Genomic DNA, 12,534 nt, shown 5'->3' with positions numbered 1-12,534 from the left:
TCGCAACCCGAATCCGGAGCATCAATGGCCTCTCCCCTGCTTTTCCTGCACATCCCCAAGACCGCCGGGACCACGCTGAATGCTGTCCTGGACGCCAATTTCGCCCCGGGGTCCGTCCTCGATCTGTACACTGCGGAACAGCACCGGGCCATCCGGGACATAACCTACGACGGACTGGCGGAGTACGATCTGATCCGCGGGCACATCTTTGTCCAGGATTACGACGAACTGCTCGACGGCCCTGTGCCCGTGCGCATGTTCACCTTCCTGCGCGACCCCGTGCAGCGGGTGATCTCGGAGTATTTCTTCCTCAAGCGGTGGCCCAAGAGCCATCTCCACAAATATCTCAACGAGAACAACGTGTCGCTGATCGATTACGTCACCTCCGACATCGGGGTGCTCAGGCGGCGCGGCTCCAACAACATGACCAATTCCCTGTCGGGCACCAAGTCCCATTCCCCCGGCGAAAGGCTGAGGACTGCCTGGCACCATCTCTCCGAGCGGTTCGCCTGTTTCGGCATCCTGGAGCGGTTCGACGAGAGCCTGCTCATGCTGGCAGCAACGGCTGGATTCAGCGAGACCTTCTACGAGCGGCAAAACGTGCGGGCCGTCGATGCGGATCGGATCGTCACCCCGGCCGAACTGGACGTCATAGCCGAATACAACCGGCTGGATGTGCGGCTCTATGAGATGGCGGTTCTGGAGTTCGACCGCAGGGTGCAGGCAATGGGAAGCGGATTCCAGTCCGATCTGCGCCTGTTCACCAAGGTCAACGAGCGGTTCCAGCATGTGGCCGAAATGGTCAACCTGCAGGCCGGTCTCGAGCAGGGGGCCATCGTCAACGCCAAGTAGCCATCGGAAATCGTTCTTTCGGGAAAAAGGCAGAAGCCGCCGCGTATCGGGAATGCGCGGCGGCTTTTTCTTGCGGGATCGGTGTCCGGGGTCGGATCAGAACCGCTGGGCGGTCTTGGTCAGGGCGAAGTCCAGGAGGGTTGCCCCGGGCATGACGTGCCGGCAGAGCGTCAGCGGGCTCATGTATTGCTCCCGCCAGTCCAGGGTCAGGACCAGGCCGTCGTCGGATTCGGCCATTTCCTTGACCATGGGCCGGATGTTCACCTGCTTGAGTTTGCCTTTCTTGGTTTTCTTTTCGATGAGGAATTCGTCCTTTTCCATGAACGATTTCCACTGGTCGCGCCAGGTCTCCTCATCTTTGGCCGGGCGGAGTTCGAAGACCTCCTCCACGGACTGTGGCTGCTTCTTGCCCATGGACAGCCGGTCCGCCTTGAACGGGCGCAACCCCTCGGGCATGGTCGCCGCCAGCCTGTGGACCACCTCGGCGGGGTCGAAATCCTCGCGGAAGAAAACGTTTATCCATTCGGCCCGGCTCTCCACGCCCACGGGCAGGGCCTTGCCGAAGGAGAGCCTCGGCATGGGGTGGAACCCGGCGGAAAAGGCCAGGGGCAGCCTGGCCCGGCGGAAAGCGCGTTCGAACACGGCCTGGAGCTCCAGTTGGCTCAGGTAGGCGGCCGGGCCGGTCTTTTCGAACCACAGCCGGAAGTGGGACCCCTTCACCGTCAGGTCCGGCTTCTTCACGGAATAGGGCGGCTGTTCGCCTTCCTGGTCCCGCTGTGGAAAGACCAGCTTGGGCCGGATGTCCTTGACGTCCTTCTGGGCCTCCAGGGTGGACACGTGGCCGTCGAATTCGCACACCCCGCAATTGCGGCAGGCCCCGTACCGGCAGTCGTCCGTGATCTTGCCGCCCAGGGCGCGTTCCCGTTCCGTGAGCAGGAATTTCTTGGTCAGCCCGCAGGAGAGATGGTCCCAGGGCAGGGAGGCGTCCACGTCGCGCGGGCCGGTGAATTCGTCCCAGGACAGCCTGGCCTCGTCCATGGCCTTGCGGTAGGGTTCCAGCCGCAGGTGGTCTTTCCATGAGGAGAAGAGCGCACCCTTGGCGTAGGCCCGTTCCACCACGTCGGCCAGCCGCCGGTCGCCACGGGAGAATACGCCCTCCAGGGAGGTCATCTCCGGCTCGTGGTACTTGACGTTGACCCGTTTGTGCTGGCGGAACCGGTCGCGCAGGTAGTGGACCCGGCGCAGGATTTCCTCATAGCTGATCTGCGGCTCCCACTGGAACGGGGTCTGGGGCTTGGGCACGAAGGGGGACACCGCCGCCGAGACCTGGAGCCGTTTTATGTGCGGCCCGGCCACGTCGCGCACTTTCAGGCAGAGATCCAGGATGGCGTCCAGGTCCTCATCGGTCTCGGTGGGCAGGCCGATCATGAAATAGAGCTTCACGCCCTGCCAGCCGTTGTCGAACAGCAGCTTGACGTGTTTCAGCAAGCCTTCCTCGGTCACGCCCTTGTTGATCACGTCGCGCATGCGCTGGCTGCCCGCTTCCGGGGCCAGGGTTGCGCCGGTGCGGCGGATGGACGAGATGCGCTCCATGATGGGCGCGGACAGGGATCCCACGCGCAGGGAGGGCAGGGAGATGGAAATCTGTTCGCTGGCACATTTGTCGAAGCTGCGGGTGAAGAGCGTGTCCAGGCCGGAGAAATCGCCGGTCGAGAGCGACAGCATGGACGTCTCCTCGTACCCGGTCTGCTCCAGCCCTTCGGACAGGATGCGGTCCAACTCATCCAGGGAGCGTTCGCGCACCGGGCGGTAGATCATGCCCGCCTGGCAGAAACGGCAGCCGCGCGTGCAGCCGCGAGCGATCTCCATGGTCAGCCGGTCGTGGACCGCGCCGAAGGGGATGGGCTGGTTTGTGGGGAAGGGAGTCCGGTTGAGGTCGTCAACCACGGCCTTTTCCACGGTCTCGTAGCCCGGTTTCAGCGGCTTGTACGGCTGGCCCGGTCCCTGGTCCTCGAAGAGCGAGGGGATGTACACGCCGGGGATGGCGGTCAGGCTGTCGAGGAGATCGCTGCGGGAAATATCGTCTTTTTTGGCCTGCTCGACGGCTTCGAGGATGGCGGGCAGGGATTCCTCGCCGTCGCCGATGACCATGGCGTCGAAGAACGGGGCCATGGGCTCGGCGTTGAAGGTCACGCCGCCGCCCGCGATGATCAGCGGATGGCTTGCGTCCCGGTCGACCGCCCGGAAGGGGATGTGCGCCAGGTCGAGCAGGTACAGGACGTTGGTGTAGCAGAGTTCATGGGTCAGGCTGAAGGCCACGGCGTCCATGTCGGAAAGCGGCGTGTCGGACTCCAGGGTGGCCAGGGATGCGCCGTGCTCGCGCAGGATGGCGGCGGTCTCACGGCAGGGGGTGAACACCCGCTCGGCCCAGAACCGGGGGGTGACGTTGACCGCCCTGTAGAGGATCTTCTGACCCAGATAGGACATGCCCACCTCGTACATGTCCGGGAAGGCCAGCGCGCAGCGCACGGTGACCGTTGCCGGGTCCTTGATGGTGGTGCCCCATTCGCTGCCCAGGTAGCGGGTGGGTCGGGGGAGGATCGGGAGGAGTTCTTTCATCTGCTTTGTGTCTCGCAAAAAAACGGGGTTGGCTCCTGTGAACCAGCCCCGTTTGAATATCAGTTTTCGCGGATCGATACTAGCCGAGGTCCAGGCCGCCACCGCCCATGGAGCCCTGGCCGGACAGGTCGAGGCCGCCGGAGGACATGGAGATGTTGGTCAGGGCTTCTATGTACTTGGTCTTCAGCTCTTCGGGGCAGTTTTTGTATTCGAAGATGACGTGGTCCAGGGAGATCTGGCCGTGCATGTCCTGGTCGAACGGGTAGCCGAAGGGCAGCAGGACCATCTGGGTGCCCTGCTGGGTGGGCATGGCCTGGATGGTGGCCGGGTCGTCGTATTTGCGTCCTTCGCCGTCGTACTTGCCGACGATCATCTCGCCGCTGACCAGCTTTGCCAGCCGGATATCATAGCTCATGTGGTTGTCTCCTTGGGGGTTGAAGTGGCCCATTAAGTATGTACGGAGGCCCGGACTGTCAAGCCGGGCGGCGGGATTTCGCCAAAAAGGGGCGGAGAATCCACCCCCTTTCCGGCGTTGCGTCCGGGGCTATTTGTCGACCGCCCCCGAAGACGGTGGAGACAGTCGTTTGGAGATGGCCTTGATCCCCGTGAGCTCGTGCTCCTGCGCGTTCAGCGCGTTGCAGTGCCAGGTCAGGACCGCGCCCACCAGGCAGAGTACGCCGCAGGTGGTAAAGGCCATGGGGAAGTTGCCCATGTCGCCCAGGAAGCCGCCGAGGATGGGGCCGCCGATGCCGCCCGCGCCGTAGGCCAGGAAGACGAATGGATAGTTCTGCCCCACGTTTTTCGCGCCGAAGATGTCGGCGGTCATGGTCGGGAACAGGGCGAAGTTGCCGCCGAAGTTGAAGCCGATGAAGGCCGCGCCCACGTAGAGGACGAGTTCGCTCTGGGCCATGGTCGGGAAGGCGATGACGCAGAGCCCCTGTGTGGCGGTCATGATGATGATGGATGCCTTGCGCCCCATGAGGTCGGACATCATGCCCCAGGCGATGCGGCCCACGCCGTTGGCCAGGCTGAAGAATACGGCCATGGCCGTGCCGGAGATGGCGCTGGCCTCGGCGGCGGAGTATCCCGCTCCCTGGAGCGCTTCCATGGGGTAGAGCTTCATCAGGCCGATGGACATGAGCCCCGCGCCCGCGCTGAACACGAAGGTCAGGAAGATGAGCTTGAACTGGTAGGTCCGGAGTATCCCGACGCCCGAAACGCCCACGGCCTCGTCGCTGCCTGCGGTCCCGGCGACGGGTGGGGTGTATCCTTCCGGCAGCCAGCCTTCGGGCGGGAAGACCATGAAAAAGCCGCCGGTGACGACCAGGGCGGCGAAGGCGATGCCGTAGATGATGAAGGTGGTGGACAATCCGAGGTCGGCGATGAGGTGGCCCCAGGAACCGGCCAGCTTGACCCAGCCCATGGCGCCGAAGCCGAATCCGGCCACGGCCAGGCCGGTGATCAGCCCCTTCTTGTCCGGGAACCATCGCATGCCCACGGCGATGGGCACCACGTAGCCGATGCCGATGCCCGCGCCGCCGACCACGCCGATCAGGAGGAGCAGGGACCAGAAATTCGTTCCCCCCGTCAGTCCGGCCAGGGCGTACCCAGCGCCGAGGACCAGGCCGCTTGCGATGGTCAGCTTTCGCGGCCCCCAGCTCCCCAGCTTTTTCCCGGCCCAGACCATGACCACGGCGAATACGGCCAGGCCCACGGCGAACACTATCTGCGTTTCCATCTTGGTCCAGCCCGCATCCTTGAGGGCCGGGGTGAAAACGCTCCACGCATAGATCGCGCCAAGGCAGAGCTGGATGAGGATCGCCCCCGGGACCACCAGCCAGCGGTTCATTGTTTTTTCGTTCGTCATGCCGTTCTCCTTTTCAACCTCGATGTGTGCATTATTTGAGTTTCATACGCTGAACGCGGCAAAACGCCCACCGTTTGCACGACGGTGGCCGTTTTATCCGCTTGAAGCAGAGTTCGATCGCGGCCTGTTGCCGCTTGAGTGCTGGTGTGGTTTCCGGTTGTGCTCCTTGCGTCCTGGTTCGAGGGACGGGGCTTGCGGGAAGCCCCGTCCCTCTCATGTGGAGAGGAAGGTTGTCTTGTTTATGCCTTTTCAGGCCCGTGCAGGACGGCCATGACTTCGGCCGTGTCCTTGGGCAGGGCGTCTTCGCCCTTGGCTGCGTATTCCATCTTCGAGACCGCATAAATGGCGATGAAGGTCAGGATCATGACGAACCCGCCGGGGTTCTTGAACTGCAGGAAGAAGGGCAGCAGGTCCTTGGCCAGGATCATGAAGAAGGAGCCGACGATGCCGGTGATCAGGCCGGCGCAGGCGCCGTTCTTGGTCATCTTGGGCCACCACACGCCCATGACGAGCACGGGGAAGAAGGTGGAGGCCGCGATGGCGAACGCCAGGCCGACAAGGATGGCGATCTGCATGGATTCGGCCCAGAAGCCGAGCGGGATGCCGAGCAGGCCGACGAAGACCGAGGCGATGCGGGCGACCTTGACGCGGGAGCGTTCAGGCATGTCGGGGTTGAAGACGTTGACCACGAGGTCGTGGCCGATGGCCCCGGCGCAGGCGATGATCAGTCCGGCCACCGTGGACAGGATGGCGGCGAACGCCCCGGCCACCACGATGCCGAGCAGGATCTGGCCGCCGAAGTAGGAACCGGCGACCGGCACGGCCAGGTTCTTGCCGTTGTCGGCCAGCCAGCCCAGGAGGTGCGGGGACACGCCCAGGGCCTCGCCCTGGAGGTAGACGTAGCGGACAACGTGGCCCACGTACGGGCTCATGATGTAGAACATGCCGATCAGGAAGAGCACGTAGATGACGGTCCGGCGGGCGGCCTTGCCGTCCGGGGCGGTGTAGAACCGCACCAGGATGTGGGGCAGGCCCGCGGTGCCGAACATGAGGGCCAGCAGCAGGGAAATGGTGTCCTTCAGGTTGGTCAGCCAGTAGGCGGGCGAGATGTAGGCCGCGCCGTCGAATTCCTTGCCCGTGACCGGCTGCGCACCCTTGAAGTCACCGATGAACTTGACCACGTCGGTGTAGGTGTATCCCTTGATCATGAAGGGGATGAAGGCCAGCAGGAACATGGCGCCGAACAGGACCCAGAACTGGACCAGCTGGTTGACGGTGGTGGCCTTCATGCCGCCCACGGTGACGTAGAAGGTGATGATGCAGGCGATGATGATGATGGAGGTCTCGTACTCCAGGTTCAGGAGCAGCCCCATGACCTTGCCCGCGCCGAGCATCTGCGGGGCCATGTAGAAGAGCGAGACGAACAGGACGCCGATCACGCCGAGCACGCGGGCCCGTTTCGAGTGGAATCGCTCCGAGACGAAGTCGGGCACGGTATAGCGCCCGAATTTGCGCAGGGGGCTGGCCAGGAAGAGGAGCAGGGCGATGTAGCCCACGAAGAATCCCAGTGCGTAGATGATGCCGTCGAAACCGAACAGGAAGGCGACACCGGCGACACCCAGGAAGGATGCGGCGGAAAGGTAGTCCGAGGAAATGGCCGAGGCGTTGATGAAGGAATTGACCTTGCGTCCGGCCAGGTAGTAGTCGGCAGAGGTTTTCTGCCTGCGGAACATGAACGTGGTGACGACCGTGAAGGCCAGCATGCACCCGATCAGGAACAGGGCGGTGACGGGTATTTGATATCCGGCTTCCATTTTATTCCCCTCCGACCGTTTCGGCTATTTCATCTTCCATGGCGTTGGCCTTGCCCACGTACCAGATGAAGAGTGCCCAGGTAATGGGATAGATGGCGATGGCCACCAGCCAGTAGTGGAGCGGGAATCCCATGATCGAGATGGCGCTCACCGTTGCGCTTGCCAGGTAAACCAGCAGAAAGATGCCGATGACGAAGGCGAAGTAAGGAATGCCGACGCGCAGGGCAAAGGCCAGTTGTCGTTTTCTGATTCGTTCGATTTGGTCCATGATTGATCCCCCTTCATGGTTGTGAGTTTGCCGTTGCAGTCCTTTTACAGTAGAGAAAATGAAGGAAGCATTGTATTTCCGGTCAACGGTCAAACTCGGGCGGTCATAGGCCGGGCTTGTTTGAAACACGCGGCAAACGGACAAATTCCATCGGTCAACGGATACGAGAACATCTTTGGGAGAGCGTATTGGGCAGCAGCCATGAAACCGAGCCGCCGGTAAACGGCGAATTCGGCCTCCCGTACGGTCTGGACGGCGAATTGCTGACCATGGCCCGCGAGGGCAAACTGGCCGGTATCCGCCGGACCCGGTTGGACCTGGTCCAGGATTGGCTCGACCAGGAGCTCTCCGCCGAGGAGATTTGCAAGCGGCTGACGCGGTTCAACCGCGACGTGATCATGGCCGTGCTCGAGGCCCATGCCGAGGAGTATCCGTGGCTTGAGCGCTGCACCTTCCTGGAGTTCGGTTCCGGCGGGCGCGAGGAGCAGGTCATCGGTTCGGACCAGGACAACGGGCTGCTCATGGAAGTCGACCCCGACGAGTTGGAGCTGGACGACTGCACCCAGTCCATCGTCATCGCCCTGGACGGCGCTGGGCTTGCCCTGTGCGAGGGCGGGGTCATGGTCAGCAACGAGGAGTGGCGGGGCGATTTCGATTCCTGGCTCAACCGGCTGACGAGCTGGCTCTCCAACCCGGCGGAGAAGGGCCCATGGCAATCGGGCCTCATCCTCGATTTCAAGGCGGTGTTCGGCAGCGAGGAGCCGGTCCGGCTTTTGCGCGACCGGTTGTGGGAATACGTCCGCACCAAACCCATCGCCGTGTCCCTGCTTATCCGGGAACTGACCGACTATCGCCTGCCCCTGACGTTTTACGGCGCGTTCGTCACCGAAAAGGACGGGCCGTGGCAGGGGTATCTCAATATAAAGAACAGCGTGCTGGCCCACCTGACCAACAGCGCGCGCATCCTGGCGCTCAAATACAATCTGTCCGAGGCCAACACCTGCGAGCGCATTCGCGGCCTGGCAAACGACGGGCACGTGTCGCAGAAGCACGGTGAACAGTTGCTGGACGCCTGGGAATATCTCCAGCGCAAACGTCTCATGATCGGCCTGGACTGCGACTGCGAGGGAGCGCCGCCGCACAATTACGTCAATCCCATTGCCCTGAAGCCGGAAGAAAGAAAGCGGCTCAAGACGGCCATCCAGGCGGTCGAGAAGCTGGTCCGGCTCGTTCAGGCCGGGATCGGGCTCTGATCCGGCTTCAATCTTGCAATCCCCCTCCCAGTCCGGCGGATTATCGACGGACCATTTCATCTGAAGGATGCGGTTCGTGAACGTTCTGATCATCAACCTGACCCGTTTCGGCGACCTGATCCAGACGCAGCCCGTCATTTCCGGCTTCAAGAGCCGGGGCGACCGGGTTGGCCTGGTTTGTCTGGAGAATTTCGCCTCCGCCGCCACCCTCCTCGAGGGGGTGGACAGGGTGTTTCCCTTTCCCGGCGCAGGGCTGCTCTCGGCCCTGGACGAGGATTGGCGGCTTGCCGTGCGCGATGCGGTGCAGTTCAAGGCGTCCGTCCTGGCCGGTTTCGCGCCGGATACGACCGTCAACCTGACGCCGTCCGTGGCCTCGCGGATGCTGGCCTATGACCTGACCCCGCCGGAGGACGTGACCGTGGGCTTTTCCGTGGACGAACTGGGCTTCAACGCCGACACCTCGTCCTGGGCCGCTTTTCTGCAGATGGCCGGGGCCAACCGGGGGGCGAGCCCGTTCAACGTCTGCGACATCTTTCGGCGCACCGCCGGGCTGGACCGGGAGGGCAACTCCCTGCAACTGGCCGCGCCGGGCGGTGAAGCGCTTGAAGCCGCCGATTCGCTGCTTTCCACGGTTCGTGGTGACGGCTGCGTGGCCCTGCAGATGGGCGCCAGCGAGGACCGGCGGCGCTGGCCCGTGGATCACTTCGTGTCCGTGGCCCGCATGCTGCGTGAGCGGGAAGGGCTTGTCCCCGTCCTGCTCGGCACCAAGGCGGAGGCACCCCTTGGCGAGCGGTTTGCGGCGGCGGTGGATTTCCCCCTGGTCAATCTCATCGGTCGGACCTCCCTGACCGGTCTGGCGGGCGTGCTCGTCCGCTGCCGGGCGCTCGTCACCAACGACACGGGCACCATGCATCTGGCCGCCGGGCTGGGCGTGCCGACCTGCGCGGTCTTCCTGGCCACGGCACAGCCGTGGGACACCGGGCCGTACCGGGCGGGCAACATCTGTCTGGAACCGGACATGGCCTGCCACCCCTGCGAGTTCGGCAAGGTGTGCCCGAACGGCGAGGCGTGCCGAAACTCCGTGACGCCGGAGGCCATGACCGCGTACGTGACCGCTTTGCTCTCGGGCGGACAGCCCGACCCCGTTGCCGGGACCCGGGCGTGGCGCACCCTGACCGGGGAGGACGGATTCATGACCCTTGCTCCCCTGTCCGGTCACGACGGAACGGACAGGGCCGCCTGGATCAATGTGCAGCGGGTCCATTTCAGGCGTTTTCTCGACGGAGGCGCCATGGGCGAGCCCACCGGCCTGGGCCGGAACATGGGCAGGGACGTCCGCGAGGACATATCCAAAACTTTGACGAGCGCCCATGACATGCTTTTCCTGCTCATCCAGCAGGGGGTGTTGCTGACCAAGAATCCGCGCCCTGCGGCAAAGACCAAGTTCCTGGCCTCCTGGCAGCGACTGCAGACCATCCTTGAGGCCAATCAACACTTGAATATTCTTGGTTTATTGTGGATGTTCGAGAGCCAGCGCCACGGCGACGACCTCCGGTCTCTCCTGGTCCTGGCCGAGCGTTACAGGGAACTCTTTGCCGTGCTTCGCGGCGAACTCGTCTAGTCGGCATGGATTTTGAATATTTCCCCTTTGACCACCTGCGGGCGGCAAAATTTATCATACCTTATTGGAGGAGGAGACCCCAATGATCATCATCGACGGCAAGCAATATGACATCGGAGCCAAGAATTTCGAAAACCTGGAGCAGGTTTTTACCAAGGTGGTCGCGGACGGCCATCTGGAGGACCGCATCGTCACCGACGTCAAGGTCAACGAGGAGCCGTTCACCGAAATCTATCCCCACCAGGCGGAAGACATCGCCATGTCCGAAGTCGAATCCGTGGAGATCGTGACCATGGCCACCGACGACATGGCCGTGGAAATCACCCTGGAACTGTACAAGGTGGTCAACCTGATGTCCGAGGGCGGCAAGCGCGTGGCCGCGCTGTTCCGTCAGGCCGATGACGCCGAGGCCCTGGAAACCTACCAGGATCTCATCGACGTCATCCGCAACTTCCTGAACATGGTCGGCGTGCTGCGTGACGAATACTCCCTCAAGGATCATCCCGAGTACATCAGCGGCGCCGAGGAATTGAACACCATGTTCACCGAGATGAATTCCGTGCTCGAGAACGAGGACTGGATTCTCCTGGCCGACCTGCTCGAATACGAATTCCTGCCCGCGGTGGAAAAATGGAAAAAGGTCATCAAGAGCCTGCGCGACGACATCCGCAAGAACAAGAAGTAGATATGGCGACTCGAAGCCGAATGCTGGACGAAGCCCTGGATGTGGCCAGGCGTGAGCTGACCTGTCTGGTCGAGGGCGACGTGTTCGGGGCGGAAAAGCTGTCCCGCGACCGTGATCGCATCCTTGACGAGGCCCTGGGCGGTCTTTCCAGGGACAGCCTGCGGAAACTGGCCGACAAGCTGGTGGCGATGAAGGACCTTCAGGATGAGATCACCGGCAAGGCCAGGGAGCTGCATGCGTCGCTGAAACGGGATCTGACCAGCATGAAGCGTCAGAACAAGCGTATCTCCGGATACAGTTACGGTGCCGGCAACATGCCCAGGCTGGCCACCCGCCGCTTCGTCAACAAGAAGAGTTGATCATAAAAGGTATGAAAGCAAAAAGCTCCGGCCCAAGGCCGGGGCTTTTCGCTTTTTGCCACGATTCGGTTGACTCGTCTGCCGTTTCGGGGGATGCATGTGCAGTCTTTTTCCCGAAACCAAAGGCGCGCCCGTGAACATCGCATTCGTCAATTCAACCCGCAAATGGGGCGGGGTCAAGACCTGGACCGTGGACTACGCGGTCGAGTTGTCCGCGCGCGGCCACGGGGTGCACGTCTATGGCCGCCAGCCGGAGTTCGTGGACAAGCTCAACGGGCTGGGGGTTCACGCGGAAACGGTGAATTTCGGTTTCGACTACAACCCGCTGACCATCGGCCGGTTCGTGGGCGCGTTCCGACGCGGCCTCATCGACCTGGTGGTCTGCAACATCACCAAGGACATGAACACGGCTGGCGTGGCCGCGAGGATGCTCGGCATTCCCGTCATCCAGCGGGTGGGGCTGCCCGGCGACATGCTCGACCATCCCCGCCTTGCCTTCCTGCTCAAGGTCGTGCGTCCGTGGATGCTCTGCCCCAGCCGGGACGTGGCCGAGGGCGTGTTCCGCAACCTGCCCCATGTCCCCCGCGACCGGGTGAAGGTCATTCAAAACGCCAAGCGGCCCGTGGATTCCGTCCGTCCTGTCGTGCCTGGTCCGCTCAGGCTCGTTTCCACCAGCCAGGTCAACGAGGACAAGGGGCACCGGTTCGTGCTCGATGCCCTCGAAACGTTCCCTCCCGGGACCTTCCGCTATAACGTGGTAGGCACGGGCAGGGCGTTTGAGGAATTGCGTGAGCGGTATCGTCCCCTGGAAGAGCGGGGCGACCTCGTCTGGCACGGGTTCTCCACCGACGTGCCCGCGCATCTGGGCTCGGCCGACGTGTTCCTGCTGCCTTCCCTGAGCGAGGGGATGCCCAACGCCTTGCTGGAGGCCATGGCCGCCGGACTCGTTCCCGTGTCTCGGGACGTGGGCGGGGTTCGTGAGATCTGGCCCGATTCCCTGGCCGATTACCTCATGCCCAAGGATGCGGGAAGCCGGGAGTTCCGGGACGCGCTGGCCCGGCTGGCGGCCATGGATGCCGCGCAGCTCGACGACCTCAAGGCGCGCAGCCTCGACGCCTGCCGCACCGGGTTCAATCTTCTTGAGCGGGTGGACGATTTCGAGCACTGGGTGCGCTCGGTCATTCTGGCCTGATTCT

At 63.0% G+C, this 12,534-nt stretch carries 11 protein-coding genes; 6 read left to right on the top strand and 5 right to left on the bottom strand.

Annotation, left to right across the window (positions count from 1 at the left end; translation table 11 throughout):
• The first annotated feature begins 24 nt into the window (after window positions 1-24).
• Window positions 25-852 carry a sulfotransferase family protein gene (locus tag OO730_RS02930; RefSeq protein WP_264983085.1) on the top strand — a complete coding sequence of 276 codons (828 nt, stop codon included), beginning with the start codon at window positions 25-27 and terminating at the stop codon, window positions 850-852.
• A 96-nt stretch (window positions 853-948) separates the two neighbouring features.
• Here OO730_RS02930 and OO730_RS02925 read toward each other — a convergent pair whose 3' ends face one another.
• From OO730_RS02925 to OO730_RS02905, 5 genes are all read right to left on the bottom strand, one after another.
• Window positions 949-3,471, bottom strand: coding sequence for a TIGR03960 family B12-binding radical SAM protein (locus OO730_RS02925; RefSeq protein ID WP_264983084.1), 2,523 nt, complete (start codon window positions 3,469-3,471; stop codon window positions 949-951).
• Between the two features lie 79 nt (window positions 3,472-3,550).
• Complete coding sequence (locus OO730_RS02920; protein WP_264983083.1) at window positions 3,551-3,886, bottom strand: hypothetical protein; 336 nt, start codon at window positions 3,884-3,886, stop codon at window positions 3,551-3,553.
• Between the two features lie 129 nt (window positions 3,887-4,015).
• On the bottom strand, window positions 4,016-5,338 hold the full coding sequence (locus OO730_RS02915) for an L-lactate MFS transporter (RefSeq protein ID WP_264983082.1): 1,323 nt from the start codon (window positions 5,336-5,338) through the stop codon (window positions 4,016-4,018).
• Between the two features lie 239 nt (window positions 5,339-5,577).
• Entirely contained in the window at window positions 5,578-7,152 is a 1,575-nt protein-coding gene (locus OO730_RS02910) for a sodium/solute symporter (protein ID WP_264983081.1), read from the bottom strand.
• A 1-nt stretch (window position 7,153) separates the two neighbouring features.
• The gene (locus OO730_RS02905) at window positions 7,154-7,420 is read right to left on the bottom strand and encodes a DUF485 domain-containing protein (protein ID WP_264983080.1); all 267 of its coding nucleotides are present in this window, start codon (window positions 7,418-7,420) and stop codon (window positions 7,154-7,156) included.
• 188 nt (window positions 7,421-7,608) lie between these two features.
• Between OO730_RS02905 and OO730_RS02900 the strand changes: the two genes are divergently transcribed.
• The 5 genes from OO730_RS02900 (at window position 7,609) to OO730_RS02880 (ending at window position 12,530) form a co-directional block, all read left to right on the top strand.
• A complete protein-coding gene (locus OO730_RS02900) occupies window positions 7,609-8,673 on the top strand; it encodes a putative nucleotidyltransferase substrate binding domain-containing protein (protein ID WP_264983079.1) in 1,065 nt (354 codons plus the stop codon).
• Window positions 8,674-8,749: 76 nt separating this feature from the next.
• On the top strand, window positions 8,750-10,294 hold the full coding sequence (locus OO730_RS02895) for a glycosyltransferase family 9 protein (protein WP_264983078.1): 1,545 nt from the start codon (window positions 8,750-8,752) through the stop codon (window positions 10,292-10,294).
• Window positions 10,295-10,376: 82 nt separating this feature from the next.
• Complete coding sequence (locus tag OO730_RS02890) at window positions 10,377-10,979, top strand: hypothetical protein (RefSeq protein ID WP_264983077.1); 603 nt, start codon at window positions 10,377-10,379, stop codon at window positions 10,977-10,979.
• A gap of 2 nt (window positions 10,980-10,981) precedes the next feature.
• Window positions 10,982-11,338: a hypothetical protein gene (locus tag OO730_RS02885; protein ID WP_264983076.1), complete on the top strand. Its 357-nt coding sequence runs from the start codon at window positions 10,982-10,984 to the stop codon at window positions 11,336-11,338.
• Window positions 11,339-11,435: 97 nt separating this feature from the next.
• On the top strand, window positions 11,436-12,530 hold the full coding sequence (locus OO730_RS02880; protein WP_264983075.1) for a glycosyltransferase: 1,095 nt from the start codon (window positions 11,436-11,438) through the stop codon (window positions 12,528-12,530).
• Window positions 12,531-12,534 lie beyond the last annotated feature (4 nt).

It is taken from the genome of Pseudodesulfovibrio portus (assembly GCF_026000375.1).
GTDB classification, from domain to species: domain Bacteria; phylum Desulfobacterota; class Desulfovibrionia; order Desulfovibrionales; family Desulfovibrionaceae; genus Pseudodesulfovibrio; species Pseudodesulfovibrio portus.
This window is presented reverse-complemented; position numbering and strand designations above follow the sequence as displayed.